General features: G+C 62.0%; 16 protein-coding genes. 6 read left to right on the top strand and 10 right to left on the bottom strand.

Going from position 1 to position 17,884, the window contains the following annotated elements:
• Positions 1-13: 13 nt before the first annotated feature.
• Complete coding sequence (locus tag NKI79_RS20475; RefSeq protein WP_352803817.1) at positions 14-937, bottom strand: 2-hydroxyacid dehydrogenase; 924 nt, start codon at positions 935-937, stop codon at positions 14-16.
• A 16-nt stretch (positions 938-953) separates the two neighbouring features.
• Entirely contained in the window at positions 954-2,078 is a 1,125-nt protein-coding gene (argE, locus tag NKI79_RS20470) for an acetylornithine deacetylase (RefSeq protein WP_352803815.1), read from the bottom strand.
• 236 nt (positions 2,079-2,314) lie between these two features.
• Here argE and NKI79_RS20465 point away from each other — a divergent pair, with 236 nt between their 5' ends.
• Positions 2,315-3,193, top strand: coding sequence for a GNAT family N-acetyltransferase (locus NKI79_RS20465; protein ID WP_352803814.1), 879 nt, complete (start codon positions 2,315-2,317; stop codon positions 3,191-3,193).
• An 88-nt stretch (positions 3,194-3,281) separates the two neighbouring features.
• Here NKI79_RS20465 and NKI79_RS20460 read toward each other — a convergent pair whose 3' ends face one another.
• The 3 genes from NKI79_RS20460 to NKI79_RS20450 are packed head-to-tail and all read right to left on the bottom strand — an operon-like array spanning position 3,282 to position 6,293.
• Positions 3,282-4,121, bottom strand: a complete 840-nt coding sequence (locus tag NKI79_RS20460; RefSeq protein WP_352803813.1) for an ABC transporter ATP-binding protein — start codon at positions 4,119-4,121, stop codon at positions 3,282-3,284.
• Positions 4,115-5,194 (bottom strand): FecCD family ABC transporter permease, encoded by a 1,080-nt coding sequence (locus NKI79_RS20455; RefSeq protein ID WP_352803810.1) that lies wholly within the window; start codon positions 5,192-5,194, stop codon positions 4,115-4,117. The genes NKI79_RS20460 and NKI79_RS20455 overlap by 7 nt, the downstream gene beginning before the upstream one ends.
• On the bottom strand, positions 5,184-6,293 hold the full coding sequence (locus NKI79_RS20450; RefSeq protein ID WP_352803947.1) for an ABC transporter substrate-binding protein: 1,110 nt from the start codon (positions 6,291-6,293) through the stop codon (positions 5,184-5,186). Before NKI79_RS20450 ends, NKI79_RS20455 begins: the two co-directional genes overlap by 11 nt.
• A gap of 143 nt (positions 6,294-6,436) precedes the next feature.
• On the opposite strand from NKI79_RS20450, the gene NKI79_RS20445 reads away from it, so the two are divergent.
• Positions 6,437-7,228, top strand: coding sequence for a class I SAM-dependent methyltransferase (locus NKI79_RS20445; protein ID WP_352803807.1), 792 nt, complete (start codon positions 6,437-6,439; stop codon positions 7,226-7,228).
• A gap of 157 nt (positions 7,229-7,385) precedes the next feature.
• On the opposite strand, the gene NKI79_RS20440 is transcribed toward NKI79_RS20445, so the two are convergent.
• Positions 7,386-7,730, bottom strand: coding sequence for a type II toxin-antitoxin system VapC family toxin (locus tag NKI79_RS20440; protein ID WP_502909833.1), 345 nt, complete (start codon positions 7,728-7,730; stop codon positions 7,386-7,388).
• A 44-nt stretch (positions 7,731-7,774) separates the two neighbouring features.
• Positions 7,775-8,041: an AbrB/MazE/SpoVT family DNA-binding domain-containing protein gene (locus tag NKI79_RS20435; protein WP_254819768.1), complete on the bottom strand. Its 267-nt coding sequence runs from the start codon at positions 8,039-8,041 to the stop codon at positions 7,775-7,777.
• Between the two features lie 530 nt (positions 8,042-8,571).
• On the opposite strand from NKI79_RS20435, the gene NKI79_RS20430 reads away from it, so the two are divergent.
• Together NKI79_RS20430 and NKI79_RS20425 are read left to right on the top strand one after the other, a co-directional pair.
• Positions 8,572-9,411: a hypothetical protein gene (locus tag NKI79_RS20430; protein WP_352701475.1), complete on the top strand. Its 840-nt coding sequence runs from the start codon at positions 8,572-8,574 to the stop codon at positions 9,409-9,411.
• Between the two features lie 132 nt (positions 9,412-9,543).
• Positions 9,544-10,590, top strand: coding sequence for an NAD(P)-dependent alcohol dehydrogenase (locus NKI79_RS20425; protein ID WP_352803804.1), 1,047 nt, complete (start codon positions 9,544-9,546; stop codon positions 10,588-10,590).
• A 208-nt stretch (positions 10,591-10,798) separates the two neighbouring features.
• Here the strand turns inward: NKI79_RS20425 and NKI79_RS20420 are convergent, their stop codons facing one another.
• The 3 genes from NKI79_RS20420 to NKI79_RS20410 form a co-directional block, all read right to left on the bottom strand.
• Entirely contained in the window at positions 10,799-12,685 is a 1,887-nt protein-coding gene (locus tag NKI79_RS20420) for an alpha/beta fold hydrolase (RefSeq protein ID WP_352803944.1), read from the bottom strand.
• A complete protein-coding gene (locus NKI79_RS20415; protein WP_352803801.1) occupies positions 12,613-13,293 on the bottom strand; it encodes a hypothetical protein in 681 nt (226 codons plus the stop codon). Before NKI79_RS20415 ends, NKI79_RS20420 begins: the two co-directional genes overlap by 73 nt.
• A gap of 201 nt (positions 13,294-13,494) precedes the next feature.
• Positions 13,495-15,168: a LuxR C-terminal-related transcriptional regulator gene (locus NKI79_RS20410; protein WP_352803799.1), complete on the bottom strand. Its 1,674-nt coding sequence runs from the start codon at positions 15,166-15,168 to the stop codon at positions 13,495-13,497.
• Positions 15,169-16,035: 867 nt separating this feature from the next.
• Between NKI79_RS20410 and NKI79_RS20405 the strand changes: the two genes are divergently transcribed.
• Complete coding sequence (locus NKI79_RS20405; protein WP_352752807.1) at positions 16,036-16,947, top strand: carbohydrate ABC transporter permease; 912 nt, start codon at positions 16,036-16,038, stop codon at positions 16,945-16,947.
• On the top strand, positions 16,947-17,846 hold the full coding sequence (locus tag NKI79_RS20400) for a carbohydrate ABC transporter permease (protein ID WP_031212286.1): 900 nt from the start codon (positions 16,947-16,949) through the stop codon (positions 17,844-17,846). Before NKI79_RS20405 ends, NKI79_RS20400 begins: the two co-directional genes overlap by 1 nt.
• The last annotated feature ends 38 nt before the right edge of the window (positions 17,847-17,884 follow it).

The following is a 17,884-nucleotide window of genomic DNA, read 5'->3' as shown; positions in this document are numbered from 1 at the left end:
TGATGTTTCCTTGTTAGTAGCCGAGTGTCCGATCGACGAGGCCGATCAGTTCTTCTCCGGCGCGGTGGCGCCGGATGTTGTCGACGACGGATTGTGCCGCCGTATGCGGTTGCGTCACCGAGGCGATGTGCGGCGTTATCATCACCTTCGGATGCGACCACAGCGGATGGTTTTCCGGGAGCGGTTCTGGATCGGTGACATCAAGCATCGCCGCAGATACGTGACCGGTGTCGAGCGCGTCGATCAGCGCGGTCTGGTCCAGTTGCGGACCCCTGCCGACATGCAGCAGCTGCGCCCCGGCGGGCAGTAAGTCGAAGAACTCAGCATCGAGCATGCCGTGTGTTTGTTCCGTGAGCGGGAGCAGGCAGACGAGAATATCCGTTTGCTTCAGAAAGCCCGCGAGTTGGTCCGTGCCGTGAAAGCAGGCGACGTCCTCGATCCGCTTTTCGCTGCGGCTCCACCCGGCAAGCTGAAACTGGAACGGCTTCAAGCGCTCGATAGCCGCGCGGGCCAGCATGCCAAGGCCGAGAAAGCCAACCCGGCGTTCGGCCGCCTGTCGAGCGGCAATCGGTTTCCACAAGCACTTTTTCTGCTGCTCAAGATAGGCGGGCATCTCGCGGTGGAGCGCCAACACGCCGAGCGCGACGTATTCCTGCATCATGCGTATGATGCCGTCCTCGACCATGCGCACAAGCTTCACATGGCTTGGCACTCCGTCCTGCTTGAACTGGTCTACGCCCGCGCCGGTGGAAAACAGCACTTCCAGACTGCGGTAGCGCGAGATCTCGTCCGGCACCGTCCAGGTGATGAGATAGCGCACCTTCTCCGGCTCCATTTCGTCTCCGGAATGGAAGAATTCCAGATCCGGGAGCTCGCGCGCGAATATCTCGCGGAAGACCGCAGCACGCGCCGCATCGGAATTGAAAAGAAACGCCATGGCGACCGCCCTTCCTTCAGGCCGCAAGACGCGCGCCGAGCCCCTCGATCATCTTCCGGCAAGCGGCGAGTTCACCGATCTCGATATACTCATTGGGACGATGGGCACGGCCGATGTCGCCAGGACCGCAAATGATCGCGTCGATGCCGGCCTGCTGGTAAAGCCCGGCCTCCGTGCCGAAGCTGACGGCTGTGAGCGGCTCCTGCCCCGTCAGCTCGGTCAGAACGGCCGCTAGCGCGCTCCCGTTCGCGGGCGCGAGGGCGGGATAGGTGCTCAACTCGTGCCACACCACATCGAAGCCGCTGTCTCGCAGGGCGAAAAGCCGGGTCTTGACAGGCTCAAGCAGGGAGGCTGGAGAAACGCCGGGCACGGCGCGCAGCTCGATATCGGCTGTGCATTGGCCAGGGATGATGTTGACCGCCTGTCCACCGGCGATGACGCCCACCTGCAAGGAAGAATATGGGGGCTCGAAATTTTTATCGAGCGGCCCGTCGGCGAGGGACTGGCCGTAGACCACGGCGTATGTGATGACGCTGGCCATGGCGTGCACAGCATTGAGTCCGAGATCGGGGCGTGAGGAATGGCCGGATCGCCCCATCACCTCGAGCCGCGCGGCGGCCTTCCCCTTGTGCGCGCGCACAGGCTGCATCCGGCTCGGCTCGCCGACAATGGCGCCAAGCGGCCTCTCGCATAAGCTCGGCAACGCGGCCAGGAGATGCGGCACACCACGGCACCCCGCCTCTTCGTCATAGGAGAATGCGAGATGAACTGGCTGCCGCAGGTTCATCGCAGCAAGTCCTGGGAGCGCGGCCAATGTGCAGGCGAGGAAGCCCTTCATGTCGGTGGTGCCGCGGCCGTATAGCCTGCCGCCCTCTCCGCGCAGGACGAACGGGTCCGAGCTCCATTCCGGCTCGCCGGCCGGCACGACATCCATATGTCCGGAGATGATGTAGCCCCGACCCTGGCGCGGGCCGATCGTCACGAAGAGGTTGGACCGGTCGCCCTCGGGACCTGGCAGAACCGTCACCTCGGCTCCGGCTGCCTGACAGTAGTCGCGGATCCAATCGACGATCGCGCGGTTTGGCGTGCCCACAACAGAGGGAAATCCAATCAGCGTCGCGAGGATTTCTTCCACGTTCATGGCGGTCCGCTCTAATCGCACATTATCACCGGGTGCAACCAGCGTATCCGCAGGCAGCAGAGTTCGCTGCCGAATTGCGTCATGCTTTGGCCGAAGATTGCGAAAAAGCACCTCGAACCAGCGAAACCTGCTGGCTTTCCCGTATAATGCTACGGCAAAAGAGGCATGTCGCGACATGGCGATCGATTACAACGTCACACCGCGTGCCTTGCGCATTTGTTGAAGGATCGACTGAGATGCAGAGATCAGTACGCCTGAAATCCTTCGAACTGGTCGCGCGGGATATCAATGATGTCGACGTTGAGCTGCTGCACGCGCTGTCGATCTCAGTCCGCTGGCCTCATCGGCCGAAGGATTGGAACCTACTGCGTCGCGCCGGCCAGGGCATCGTTGCCGTTGATGGTATTGGGCGCGTTTTCGGCAGCGCGATGTGGTTTCCTCACGGGGACGATTTCGCCACCATCGGCGTAGTGATCACAACGCCCCGCACGCAAGCTCAAGGAGGCGGCCGGTGGCTCATGGACCTAGTCCTCGAGCAGTGCGGCGATCGCAACTTGGCACTCAATGCTACCCATGCTGCCTATCCTCTTTATGTCTCACTCGGTTTCACGACCGAGGCGACTGTATACATGCGCCAGGGGGAAGTCCCACCGATCCTCCCAACAGTGCCGTCCCTAGACGGTCAATTGCACGCGCTGTCGAGCGACAGGCTGAAGGAGATCACGGCGCTGGACACCCGCGCGTTTGGGACAAACCGCGAGAGGCTGCTCACGTTGCTCGCGGCCGATGCCTCAATCTGCACTTTGAGCCGCGGCAGCGAGATCGTCGGCTATTCCATGTGTCGCGAGTTCGGGCGTGGTCACGTGATCGGCCCGATGGTCGCGGGAAACGATCTCGACGCGGTCCATCTTACAGCCGTGCATCTGAAGGGACTGGCAGGACGATTTGCCCGCGTCGACACCCGCGAGAAGGATGGCGTGTTTGCCGCGTTTCTCCAGCAGTGCGGCCTCGGCATTGCCGAAACCGTTACGACCATGTCCAAGGGGCGCCGCTTTCTGAACCGGGAAGACAATGGGCCTTGGGTCTATGGATTGGCCGGCCACGCCTTGAGTTGAATGCAAGCACGCTGTCGCCTTCAACCAGAGGTCAGAGGACCAGGTCGATCAGTGCAGGCGTCGATCAGACGGCTTAATGCGGTTGCCGTCACGCGGCCGGAACGGCTGCCGCCTCGAATCTGCTCCGAAGCCCGGATTCGGTCTCCGCTGCCGGCATTATGAGCGTCCGACGCCCATCCGCCACGCCATCCACGATGACATGGCCGATGCCGCGCGAGCACGGCTCGATGCGCGCGTTGAGATGATAAATGTCCCGCAGCAGATGTGAGGTGATGATGTCCCGCGTTGGCCCGCATGCGACCAGCCGGCCGTCCGCGATGACCATTGTCTGATCGCTGAAGCGCAGGGCCTGATTGAGGTCGTGCAGGGCGATCAGCACGACCATGCCTCGCGCCCTGGCAAGTTCCCGCATGAGACCGAGCACTTCCACCTGCCGCGACAGATCGAGTGCTGATGTCGGTTCGTCCATCAGCAGGACCTCCGGCTCGCGCACCAGCGTCTGTGCCAGGCTGGCGAGTTGCCGCTGGCCGCCGGAAAGCTCGCCAATGTTGCGGAAAGCGATGTCGGCGATGCCGAGCGCCGCAAGGGTCTCGTCGATGCGAGCCAGATCATCGTCGCCCACGGACCAGCCCATACCCTGCTTGCGGGCGAGCAACACTGACTCATAGACGGTGAGCACCGCGTTGGCGGACGTTTCCTGTGGCATGTAGCAGATGCCGCTCGTCGCGCGAATGGCCCCCTCGACATGCATTGCTCCCGGTCCTTGCAGGAGGCCGGCGATGCGCCTGAAGAGCGTCGACTTCCCGGCGGCATTCGGACCGATCACAGCCACAATGTCTCCGCCCTCGAACACTGGCGTCGTCACATCCCGAAGCCGGAGGCTCGTCCCGTAGCGCGCGCCGAGCGCCTCAAGCCGGATCGTCACCATGAGCGCCTCGTGCTGGACAGGATGAGCGAGATGAAGAAGGGGATGCCGATCAGCGAGGTGACGATGCCGATCGGGAAAACCGTCCCCGGGATAAGCGACTTGCTGACGACCGAGCTGGCCGACAGGATGAGCGCGCCCGCGAGCGCCGAGGCGGGCAGGAAGAAGCGTTGGTCCTCGCCGATGACCATGCGCGCGATGTGCGGGCCCACGAGGCCGATAAAACCTATGGTGCCGACGAAGGCGACGGGAATGGCGGCGAGGAGGCTCACCAGGATGAGCGTCTCGAGCCGCAGGCGACCGACTTTGACGCCGAAGCTGGCCGCCTTGTCCTCACCGAGCCTCAACGCCGTCAGCGCCCAGACGCGCCGGGCGAAAATGGGTAAGACTGCGAGGAGAATGAATGTGGTGACCGCAAGCTTAGGCCAAGTGGCCTTGGTGAGGCTGCCCATTGTCCAGAAGACGACCGCCGCCAGCGCTTCCGCCGACGCGAAAAACTGGACGAGCGCGAGCAGCGCGTTGAAGGTGAAAACCAGCGCGATGCCGAGCAGCACGATGGTCTCCGCGCTGACGCCGCGCTTGACGCTCAGCACGTGAATGAGGAAGGCCGCCAGCATCGCCATCACGAAGGCGTTGATCGGCACTACATACTCGACTGCGGCGGGGACAAGCCTCACCCCGAAGGCAAGCGCAAGCGCGGCGCCGAAGCTCGCGGCGGCGGATATGCCGAGCGTGAAGGGGCTCGCCAGCGGGTTGTTGAGGATGGTCTGCATCTGCGCGCCGGCCACGGCGAGCGCCGCTCCTACGACAATCGCCATCAGGGCCACCGGCATGCGGATGTCCCAGAGCACCACGCGCACCTGCTGCGGCACGGTGTCGGGGAACACAAGGGCCCGCACAACCTCGCCGAGGTCGTAGCGGGCGGGACCGACCGCAAGGTCGACGCACAGGCTGAAGAGCAGGGCAGCGCCGAGGCCGACAAGGATCAACTGCCGCCGCCAGACGAGAGCGCGGTAACGCCCTCGTCCATCGGTGCTGTGGAGCGCGGTGCTGACGGCCGTCGATTCAATCGACATCGGTCAGCGAGACCCAGTGGCCGGGCCTGTATGCGATGGGCAGGAATTTCTTGTGCAACTCGCTGAAGGTCACCTCAGGATCAAGGTCGGCGAAAAGATCGGGATGCAGCCACTTCGCCATCTGCTGGATGGCCACGAACTGATAAGGACTGTTGTAGAACTGATGCCAGATGGCATGCACCGCGCCGTCCCCGACGGCCTTCACGCCGGTCAGCGCCGGCCGCTCGGTCAGCGCCTTCAGCTTGCGCACCGCCTCCGCCTCATCACGGCCGGGGCCGACGCCCACCCAGGCACCGCCCGGTACATAGGCTTCCCACGAGCCGCCGGTGACGATGATCTGATCCGGGTCGGAGGCGATGATCTGTTCGGGATTGAGTGTGCCGAAGGTGCCGGGGATGATGTCCTTGGCGATGTTGTCAGCGCCTGCCATCTCAACGAATTTGCCGAAATTGTCGTCGCCGAAGCTCATGCAGCAATCGTCCGAATAGCCGCCGGCGCGTTCGATGAAGACCTTGGGCCTTTCCGGCTTGGCCTTCTCGATTACGTCGGTAACGCGCGCGATCTCGGCGGCGCGCCAGGTGATGAATTCCTCGGCGCGCTCCTCCTTGCCGAACAGCCTGCCAAACAGGCGCATGCTGGGTTCGGTGTTGGTAAAAGGACGCTCCCGGAAATCGACATAAACCAACGGAATGCCGGCAGCGGTGAGCTTCTCGATATACTTGGCGTCTTCCGTGGCCTGCTTCGACTCGATGTTCATCACGATGACGTCGGGCTTGAGCGATATCGCCTGCTCGACGTCGAAAGTGCCGTCCTTGAAACCGCCGAATGTGGGGATATTCGCCATTCTTGGGAATTTTTCCAGATAGGCCGCGTAGTTGTCCGGATCCGCTTGGCTGAAATCCTCGCGCCAGCCAGCGATGCGCTTGAACGGATCCTCGGTGTCGAGCGCCGCGACGAGATAGACCTGCCGGCCCTCACCCAGAATTACCCTCTCGACAGGGACGTTCACCTTGACCTGGCGGCCCGTAATGTCAGTCACTGCAACCATTTCGGCCCTGGCGGCCAGCGTCATCGACAGAGCGACGATAGCGGCCGCCATCGTCGCTGCTGGGATCTTTCCGAAATTCATCGCGCCCTCTCTTGAAATGGATTAGCCAGAGGTGCCTTATTAAAGATGACTTCAATTCTCAAGAAATATCTTTTAGAGCCATTCCAGACTGGTACGACGACAAGGGGTCAGGAATGGCGGGCGAGCCCAATTATTCGCTGCGGGACGAGATACGCGACTATTGGTCGACGCGCGCCGGAACATTCGACCTTTCGGTGGGGCATGAAATCTTCTCACAGCGGGAACGCCTGGCCTGGCACAGGCTGATACTCAAGCACTTGGGGCGCGGGGATGGGCGTCGCGCGCTCGACCTCGCTTGCGGCACCGGGGTCATATCTCATCTCATGCACGACCTGGGTTATGCCGTGACCGGGCTCGATTGGTCAGAGGCCATGCTTGCCCGCGCGCGTGCAAAGGCGACGCAGAGGGAAAGCGGCATCCGGTTTCTGATCGGGGACGCCGAGCGAACCCTTGAAAAAGCAGAAAGCTATGACGTCCTCGTCACTCGTCATCTCGTCTGGACGTTGGTGGATCCGCGAGCGGCATTCGCCGAATGGTTCTCGCTGCTCAAGCCTGGCGGACGGCTGCTGATCGTTGATGGTGATTTCGTCAGTACGACCTGGCTAACCCCTCTGCGACAAGTCCTGGAAAGGGCGGTTGGCCGGACGGTCGGGCCGGTCCACGAACTGGATCAGGTGATGGCGGACCGCCATCGCAGCATCCTGTCACGGCTGCACTTTTCGCGCGGCGCCAAAGCGGACGAGGTCTGCGCGCTTCTCGTTGAGGCTGGCTTTGAGATGCCCGTGGTCGACACCCGGCTCGGCGCAATTCATCGTGCGCAGGCGCGGCATATGAACTTCCTCAGGGCGCTGGAACGCTCGACGCAGCATCGCTACGCGATCTGCGCGACCAAGTCGGCCTGGTAGTTGGGGAATTCTAACGATTTCCACAACCATCTATCGGCGATCGTCGGCTCTCACCCCGCCATTCTGATCTGACATCCGTACCGCAGACAGAATCCGAGCTCGCCGCGGCCTCTAAAGACGCGACAGCACAGGGCGAAAGACCACCGCGGAAAGAGACTTAGAAAAGAAGCTGTACGGATTGTCCCTGCGCCGAGAGCAGTTTGACGGCCTTCCGGTCAAACGAGACGAAAGTCTCCCCGCCAAGCCAGCCGCCGTCAAGGGCGATCACGCCGTCGGCGAAATCGCCGCCGGCATCGAGGACTGACAGCCCTGCCTCAACTGCCGGCCGGTTGATGACAACATTCGCAGTGTTCAGCAACGCCCGGATCGCCGCGGCAATATTTTCGCGCTCTGTCTGGTACTGCCGGGCCAGAACCCAGGCGAACTCGCACAAGGCCTGCAAGCTCACGGCCACGATGTCCGCTTTGGCCAGCAGGTCGACGGCAATGGCCGCCTGCGCCATCGGCGACATAGGCGCGCAGCAGCACATTCTGTCGGCCGTAACCCTCATTCCTTGCCGGACCCGGCCGCAGCGCCCGCTTCCGCTATCGCCTCGTTGATCTCCTCGATGCTGAGCACCCGGCCGTTCGTCTTGCCTCTGAGGAAGCCGTGGAGGTCCCGGAACGACCCCTTCGCCCGTGCAGCCCTCAATTCCGCCCGACCGTCGGGCAGCAGATCAAGCTCGATCTTCTCGCCCGGTTTGATGCCCAGATGTTGCAGCACGTCCTTGCGGAACGTCACCTGTCCCCTTGTCGTCACTGTCAACGTTGCCATGTTAAACATTCCTGTTCTCGCGATAAGATCATGCAAATCTGCATTATTATCAATGCAGATGGTCGGGGGGCCAAAGCTTGGCGTCCATGCGGCGACTGAATGGCATTGATGCCTTTTAGAAAGCCGTCAGGCATCGTGGATTCGCGCTCGCCCCCCTCGTTCGACTGATTCTGATGTTGGCCGAACCGGTTGATCTGCCCCCTGCGACGTCGGAGTTGTACAGGAGCCCTCTTTGCCGAGCAGATACTCTACGTCGCTTTTATTGGCCGTAAGTTGTCAGTCCGCTACGTCAAGGTCGAGCCGGAGATTAAGAAGAACGGAGCCATCGCCGCATAGCGTGTGCCTGCGTGGGTCTGGACGGGCTCACTCATGCGCAATATGAATTATGAATGGAGATGAGGCCTGCCGTGGCGCTCACATTTTCGCGGTGTCGCTAAGGCAGGTGGCGCTCGTTCAATGCTGCTGCGCCGGGCGTTGGCCTTCTGGTCTAACGCCGCCCGCAGAAGTGTCGATATCAGGGGATCTGGTCAATGACCGACAACAAGCCAGACGTTACCAAGGATTGGCAAGCGACGCAGGGCCAGAAGTCCTCCGCCACGCGTCTTCGCCTTTTCGCCGCACTCTCGTGGATTGTCGCCATTGGCGGCGAGATCTACGGAATCATGCTGCTTCGCCAGAACAAGTTCGACCAGGCACACCTGCCGCTGGTCATCGGCCTTCTGGTCGGCATCGCGATTTTCGCAATCGCCGGCAACTTGCTGTGGAAGGCGGCCAACAGGCACGATCCGGCCCGTGCATCCGACGCGGCCAGGTTCTTCTTCCAAAACCAGCTCGGCGCAATCATCACGCTGATTGCCTTCCTCCCGCTGGTTTTCCTGATCCTCACCGACAAAAACATGGATCCGCGGACTAAGAAGGTTGCCGGCGGCGTCGGCGCTGCGCTGGCCGTGCTTGCGACGGTCATGGGGATCAGTTTCAACCCCCCGTCGGTCGAACAGTACACCCAGGATATGAACGCATGCGCGGCCCAGATCAAGTCGGGGCAGCCCACCACCGCCTGTTCGCCCGATGTCGCCGCTCAGGCGCAGGCGATCGCGACGGACACCGCCGCGGTAACGGCGGCGACGCGGGACGCGAGCCACCCCGCCGGTCAGGATGTCGTCTACTGGATCGCGCCGGAAGCCGGAGCCGCGAAGTCCGCCGAGCCGCATGTTTTCCACCTCTGCGCAGGCGTGAGTCCGCTGAAGGGCAAGACCGTGAATAGTGGCTCCGTGACGGAGGCCTACGCGCAGAACGCCGTCCGCATCACGAAACAGATCGATATGGAACAGAAGCAGTGCGGGTTCACCCCCACAACCAGCACCAACTGAACCTGCCTGCGCTCGATCGCGTCTATCGGGGCCACAGCGCCAGCCCGGAGAACAATGATGCATAGATGGACGGTGTGTATACCCGTAGAGGGTTAAAGGCCCCTACGATCGGCTTTAGAGGAGACTACGTCGATGACGAACGTGCGCGCCCTTGTCCTCGAACGCCAACACGAACTCAAGCTGCGAGACATCGATCTGCCACAGACCGTGGGCCCGGGCGAAGTTCGCATCAAAATCCACACTGTCGGCATCTGCGGCTCCGACGTGCACTACTACACGCATGGCCGCATCGGCCCGTTCGTGGTCGAAGCGCCGATGGTCTTGGGCCATGAAGCCGCCGGCACCGTCGTCGAATCGGGCGAAGGCGTCGAGCATCTGAAGGTCGGCGACCGCGTCTGCATGGAGCCGGGTATCCCCGATCCCAATTCGCGGGCGAGCCGGCTCGGCCTCTACAATATCGATCCAGCGGTCAGGTTCTGGGCAACGCCGCCAATCCACGGCGTGCTGACGCCCTATGTCGTCCACCCCGCCAACTACACTTTCAAGCTGCCCGACAATGTCAGCTTCGCCGAAGGCGCCATGGTGGAGCCCTTCGCTGTCGGAATGCAGGCGGCGGCCAAAGCGAAGATTGCGCCGGGTGACACCGCGGTGGTGATTGGCGCCGGGCCGATCGGCACGATGGTGGCGATCGCCGCGCTGGCCGGCGGCTGCGCCCGCGCCATCGTCGCCGATCTCGCCCAACCCAAGCTCGACATTGCCGGCGGCTATCAAGGCGTGATCCCGATCAACGTCCGCGACAAGAACCTGGCGGCGGAGGTAAAGCGCCTGACCGATGGCTGGGGCGCCGACGTGGTGTTTGAATGCTCGGGCTCGTCCAAGGCATGGGAGACCCTGCTCGATCTGCCGCGGCCCGGTGGTACCCTGGTGGTGGTCGGCCTGCCGGTCGCGCCGGTGGCGTTCGACATCGCTACGGCCTCTACCAAGGAAATCCGCATTGAGACGGTATTCCGCTATGCCCACCAATATGACCGGGCGATCGCACTGATGGGATCGGGCCGCGTCGATCTCAAACCATTGATTTCGGCGACCTTCCCCTTCGAAGACTCCATCACCGCCTTCGACCGCGCAGTCGAAGCCCGGCCGGCGGACGTAAAGCTTCAGATCCAATTGCCGGATTAAGGGGACGCTGTTTTCGACAGAGCGGCTGGTTCGCCAACCCACAACCCATATGTCTCGTATCATCTCGTATGGTCCGGCGAACCCAAGGATAAAACCCAGAAACGACTTCGTCGCACCTTGCGCTCCTCTAGTCCCCGGGGCAGGAGTTCGAATCTGTTCGGGCGGGCCACCTTCTCGGCCACCATCCTCCGGTCCATCGCCCGCGCAGTCATTTGGTGCCGATGCCAATATTGACGGGGTTTCTGAGAATGGCTGAAGCGTCATCGCCGGCCCGTTCACGCACCATGCGATCGAGCGTCTTGCGAATGACCACGCGCTCGCCTTCCCTCAACGCGAGGCTGCCAAGCACGTCCTCGACAATCGGATTGCTCCAAACGATCCAATCCCATAGCTCAGCGCCTGACTTGAACGCTGTGCTCTCGGTGATCGTCTCGACATTAAGGTCCTTCAGCCCGGCCTTCGCCAGTTCGCGGGCAAGCCGCTCTGGATCGCTGAGCTGGAACGGCAGCGGCGTCGGGTCCATGGGCGGACCATTGAAGTCCGGTCGTACCGCCTGAATGGCCCCGACCAGGAATGCGAGAAAGTCGATCCGATGCGGATCGCCATAGGCAATGACCAGCACCCGCCCTCCAGGTTTGACAACCCGCGTCATCTCCCGAATGCCCTTCGGCATGTCGGGAAAGAGCATGACCCCAAACTGAGACCCCGCCATGTCAAAGCTGTCGTCGTCAAAGGCAAGCGCATGCCCGTCCATCACGCGGGTGTCGATTTCCAGGCTTTCGCGGCTGGCGCGCTCTCGCAACAGGCGGAGCATGACGGGCGACTGGTCGACGGCGAGTACCTCGGCACCGATCCGAGCTGCCGGGATACTGAGCGCGCCGCTGCCGGATGCAATGTCTAGAAGGCGCATGCCCGCGCGGAGCCCTGCCCTGACCAGACTCTCATTGCCAAGCCACATCTGTGTTTCGGTATTCGTCCGATCGTAACCCGAGGCAATTCGGTCCCAAGCCTCACGTGTGTCCGGCAGCGCCTGAGGAGCCGCGGATCCGGCTGCGGTAAGAGTAGCCCGCAGCACCTTTACAAATTCGGCAGGCTGCTCGATCGGCGGATCATCGGCGGCGCCGTCGATAATGTGGAGCGGCCACCCAAATCGGACGCTCGCCGCTTCCGCTACAGGCAATGGGGTGGCAAGATCGTGCCGCCCCCAGATCAGGAAGGTCGGGATTCTGATGCGCGCCAGTTCCTCTGATGGGATTGCGGGAAATCCGAACTGCTCCATCAGACCTTGCTGGGTCGGCTTCAACTCCGGCGCCTGCGCGCGATCGAGATTGTAGGCTCGCAGCCGCTCCCAGTTCTCGCCCATATGATCACGCAGCGCGTCGAGGTCGAAGGCGCATTGCTGCCAGAGGCGGTCATGGCTTTCCGGACTTGGCTCCGTGATGAACGCGGCGAGGGCCGCACCGAATTCAGGCGCCGGCTGAAACGGCGCAAGGCCGAGCGCGTCCGACAGCACCAAGCAGCGGAGCTGGTTACCGTGCTTGGCGGCAAAGCGAGCAGCAATTGCGGCGCCGAGAATTTGGCCGACAAGAATGGGCGGCGTTGGGCAGGTGCGTTCGATGAGTTGGCCAAGCCACGCGAGAACACGATCGGGATGAATCGGTCCCTCGAGGGTCCCCGACGTGCCGTGGCCCGGCAGATCGGGTGCGATTACGTGATGCGTTCTCACAAGCTCCGGAAGAATTCTCAGCCACTTTGCTGCATGTTCTCCTGGGCCATGCAACAGCACGATCGGTGATCCCGCGCCCCCGTCCAGTAGCACGGTCGAGATGCCGGCCAATTCGAGCCGCCGTTCGGCGATCGATAGCCCGGTGAGCAGGCGCTTGCGCGCAGCTTCTCCGGATATGCGGTTCGAATCAATCGCCGCCGGGGTGGCGGTGTAACCTTCAACGTGAGTCATCATGGCCTCCCTAATGTTGATAGGACGATTTCGTCTTGCGCGTGCCGCCCGGCCTCTTGGGTTGCTCACGCGCCAGAGCTTGAGCTGCGAGCGCTTGACACGCTGATCTCGGTTCGCGCGAGCCCCAATCCGAACCACAACGTCCAAAGGGCCATCACGAAAGACGACGCAACCCAGACGAGGCTGCCCAGCCAGATGCCGAACCACATGCCCAACGGCCAGCCGGCAAAGGCGGCAAGCCCGGCCACAACTCCGACCAGTGACGCCAAGGTCGGCGTTATCTGTTGCCGGCTCAGCGCCTCATTGCCGGCGATCACGACAACCGCCAGACATAGGAACATGAATCCGTTGGCCTTGCCTTCGGCGAACGCCCACCAGGCCGAGAAGCGCGCCATATCGTTGGCGGCGGCGGCATCGGCGACGGTGGTGGCCTCGGCCACGGCGGTGGTCATTGTCCAGAGGGCGCCGACCGGCACCACCGCCCAGGCGGATAGGGTCCACCCGTGTTCGGTCAGGCGAGAGCCCGCGGTCAGCACGATCAGGCTCGCGACGACGAACAGCGACAGTGCTGCCGCGGCGGCCCAATGCACGACCACCCACAGGGTGACGTTGTTGGCGATGATGTGCATTTGAAGGGCGAGGTCGGGATGAATCGGCCCGTGACCGACCAGGACGAAACCTAAGAGTACAGAAGCAATTGCAAGCCAGGCGCCCGCGACCCGCATCCCGGTATCGGTACGTGACATCGCTTCCTCCTTTCATTGTGGCCGGATGTTTGCAGCGCGATCACCGAGTCCGTCCTGCAGTCTGCAGGCGAGTTGCGCCGAGGCGGCGCGCATCCATAGCCGACAGGTGCAAGCTTAGGCCGGAAGGGAAGGCGGCGCTTCGGGCGATCCACCCAATCGGCGCCGACTATGCATGGGTGATTCCACCCATGCCGGGCACGCTCAGACTAGGCGGTGCTCGTAGGCCCAAGCGGTGGCGGCGGTGCGAGTGGGGACGTCGAGCTTGTTGAAGATGTTGCTTGCGTGCCTGTCTACTGTCTTTCCGCTCAAATGCAGTTCGTTGGCGATTTCCTTGTTGGTTTTGCCAGAAGCGATCAGGCGGAGGACTTGCAACTCGCGGGCAGAGAGACTGATGGATTCCTCCGACCGCATGTCAAGCAGGGCATCGATGCGAGAAACGTCGGGCGTGGCACCAAGCTGCTGAAATACCGTCCGTGCTGCCTGCAGCTCCAGTGTCGCGCCGTCTTCGTCACCGAGGGCGCGGTATGCCAGGCCCATGATGACGCGTACGCGCGCTGCTTCGTATGGTGCGTCGACTTGCTGCCACTCCTCTATTGCCCGGCGCAGACAAATCGCCGCGGCCTGCGCTTCGCCTTCTGCCAGTTCCACCGCTCCCCGCGCGTGGGCGGCAAGGGCGCGCAACGGTTCGGTTCCGTAGCTTTCTGCAACCTCCGACAGTTCGTGGCAGGCACGGCGTGCTTCCTCGATGTCGTCAGCCGCCAGCATGATCTCGACGTGAGCTGGCAACAGCCGAATGCGCTTCACTTGGTCGGTCGTCCCGGCCATGACGCGCCGGATTGCGGCCACAGCTGCATCGATGTGCCTTTCGGCCAACCGCAACAGGGCAAGGCCCGGCTGCGGTTCGAAGCCATATTGGCTTGCACTCCGATATGCCCGTTCGGCCGCTTCAAAGTCTCCACGGAGGCGGTGTACTTCCGCCAACTGGTACCACGCCCCAGCCGTATCTTTTCGATTATTTGACTGCGTCAAACGCTCCACGGCATGCTGCGCTTCGTCGATTGCATCCTGCCATGCGCCGCTGAGCCGCTTGATTTCAGCGCGATGCATCAGGCAGGTGCCGCTAAAACTGATCAGCTGGGGCTGTTCCGAGCACCATCGCCCCAGAGCGGAAGTCCATTCGCGTGCGCGACCCAGAGCATGGACTTGCTGACACGCTTCGATCACGCTGCAGTAGATCAAGCCGGTAAAAAGCGGCGACAATTCGCCGGCCGTGACCGAAACCATCGCCTCATCGAGAAGCGCGAAAGCTTCTGTGGTCCGCCGCTGACGTAACAGAACACGGCCCTGCAGGTGCCGCGCACAGGCAACGAGATCCGCGTCCGCAAAGCGCTCGCCAATCTCGACTGCGGCGCTGGCCGCAGCGTAGGATGCCTCAAGGTTGCCGGCAGCAAGATGCTGTTCGACGCGGGGCAGCATCAGATAACCCTGTTCGACGCAATCATTTGGCTCGCGTTCGAGCAGTCGATGGGCCCGTCCAAACCAGCCGGTCGCCGGAGCCATCTCCCCACGAAAGACAAGACGCAGGCCCAGCCAGAAGGCGCAGCGGGCGGCGCGATGATATTCGTCAGCATCGAGATATGCATGATGGGTTCGCTCCAGGGCCCGCAGGTACTCCTCGTCGCGCCCGGTCAAATAGGCCGACATCGCCAGCCGTTCGAGATCATCCACGGCAAGCGGAGCCGTCTCATCGGCGTGCGAGAGGAACCTATAGGCGTCGCCCCACGCCCTTTCTTCGTAAGTCTCACGACCGAGGGCGAGCTGATCCGTCTCTTCCAAGGAGCCGCTGTTGCATTGCTGTCGATCTGAGCTGCCCATCCAGTTGGCTCCGCAGACGAACAGAAATCCTAGCCATCAATGGCTACTTTCCGAGACGGAGTATAGCATGATCGAGCACGAATGACCGGAATGCACTTATGCGCTCTCAATGAGAGCGTTCCGGACGACAGCAACAGGTCGGATCGCGACGCTCGCCGCACAAGATGCAAATGTCGTCTCATGACGCGACCAAGCCATCCGACGACCTCCGCGCAACGGGCCGACCTTATCCCTCCCCTCCTGGCCTTAGCATCTGCGGCCGGTGATCTGGTGCGATCTCTGCAGCAAGCGCTCGCTATGTTATCGGAGTAGGCTAGGCGCAACCAAACGCTGCTATTTTGCGAAACCTCGACGAGGTAGTGGAGCACCATCTCCTCACCCGCCGATTTGGATTGTCAGTAGGCCACCACTGGTCAATCAAATCAAAGCAATGCGTGCAGGTTCGCCATCTTGGACGTGGTTAACCGAGGGAACAAATAACCGCTGTTATTGATAAATAACGACAATGGTGGGTGAGCCCGGAGGGAGTTCCAAAAGCCCGGGGTATCCTCCCGATCTCCTCGATGCGTTCTGTAGCTTTCCTTGGGCTGCCAGAGTTGGCGGCAGCCCTAAGCGCTTTTGATGCTGACACACGGCATTTACCGGCGACGTTCCCTCCAAAAATAACTCCATACCCGGCGATGACGGCATCCTCCGGGACCACGAGCAAATCCCTTGAGTGCTGAGGGAACCGACACTTGACAAATCGGCGGCCGTCCGACACGTTCTTAACAAAAGGCACAACAAACTTACAAAAGTTCAAGTTGGCACAATCTGGCCGTTAGGGAGAAGGCCGATGCGTCTCTGTGACCGAGCGGAGATTTGCGCGTGAGCACGGTGACCGTGACCCGCGAAACGCCCAGATGGGCCCTGCCCCGGTTCATGACGGCCGAGCATCCTTTCCCCTGGCTCGCGCCGATCACGGTGATGCTTCTCGTTTTCGGCATCTACCCCCTCGCCTATTCAGTCTGGCTGTCGTTTCACAAACGCAATGTCGTCTCCCGGCAACTTGACTTCGCCGGGCTCCACCAATGGACGCGTGCCTTCTCGGATGCGCGTATGTGGCATTCGCTGGAAACCACGCTGATCTACACCTTCGTCGCGCTTGCGGTTCAGCTTGCGCTCGGCATCCTCATCGCGCTTCTGCTTGACACCGATCGCAAAGGTTACGGCGTGCTGCGGGCGCTGATGACACTGCCGCTGGTGGTGCCGCCTGCGGTGACCGGAATGATGTTCCTGCTGATGCAGGACGGTTCTTTCGGCGTCCTGTCGTTCTACCTGTATGCCCTCGACCTGATCTCGCCAGCACAGCCGATCCTCACGCAGCCCGGAACCGCATTGGCGGCGATCCTGCTGGCAGACATATGGCAGTGGACGCCGTTCATGGTGCTCATCATCCTGGCAGGGCTCAGGGCACTGCCAAAGGAACCTTTCGAGGCAGCCGCGATCGACGGCGCCACCGGCATCCAGACGTTCTGGCGGCTCACATTGCCGATGCTGCGCAAGGTGATAGCGGTCGCGGTGCTGATCCGCGGCGTCGATCTCTTTCGCATCTACGACTACGTTTACATCATCACCGCTGGCGGGCCAGGCACGGCCACCGAGACGCTTTCATTTTACGCGGGGCGAATCTACTTCACCGGAGACTTCCCCTATGCCGCGACCCTGTCGCTGATCGTGCTCGTCGTCTTGATCGTCGTGTCGAACGTCTTCGTCAGGCTGTTCAAGGTGAGATTCTGATGGAGTCGTCGCGCGCCCAAACGATCGCCCGTGACGTGCTCGCCGTCCTGGTGGTGGCGATCTTCATGTTCCCGATCGCGTGGTGGGCCCTGTCGTCCATCAAACCCTATTCGGCGATCTTCGATCGCAGCGGACCGGTCTACACCGGTTTCACGCCGACGCCGGACAACTACCGCGTGACGTTGCTTGGCGTCTCGCGCGTCGACATCGGCATGGAACAGGGCGGCGAAGCGGCCGGGGTCATCAAGGGGGGCGCGAGTTCCTATGATTCCCGCCAGTCGTTGCTCGACAGTGCCATCATAGCCGTCGGATCGACGGCGCTGACACTGCTGCTCGCAACTTTGGCCGCCTACTGCCTGTCGCGAATGCAGTTCAGCGGCCAGCAGTCCTTCCTGTTCTGGATTCTCTCGCAGCGCTTCATGCCGCCAATCGCGATCGTCATTCCGATCGTTTTCATGTTCCGCGATCTCGGCTTGCGCGATACCTATACGGGGCTCATCCTCGTTCACAGTCTGATCAATCTGCCGCTGGCGGTTTTGCTTTTGAAGTCGTTCTTCGACGACGTCCCGCGCGAGGTCGATGAGGCGGCGCTGATCGACGGCGCAACGCGCTGGCAGACGTTCCGGCGCGTGGTCCTTCCCATGGTCAAGGGCGGCATCGCTGCGACGGCTGTGCTGTGTTTCATCTTTTCGTGGACCGAGTTCCTGCTCTCACTGTTCCTGACAACGTCGATCCGCACCGTGCCGGTGAAGATCTCGACCTTTGTCACCTCGACCGCAACCGAGTGGGGCTACATCACAGCGCTCGGCACGTCCGCGATCATACCCAGCTTCATCTTTATCCTGCTGGTTCAACGGCATCTGGTCCGCGGCCTCACCCTCGGGTCCCTGAAGGAGTGAGGCGCAGGCGAGAAGGACGACGACAAAAACGCAACGGA

The sequence above is a fragment of the Mesorhizobium sp. M0340 genome (assembly GCF_040321535.1).
Lineage (GTDB): Bacteria > Pseudomonadota > Alphaproteobacteria > Rhizobiales > Rhizobiaceae > Mesorhizobium.
This window is presented reverse-complemented; position numbering and strand designations above follow the sequence as displayed.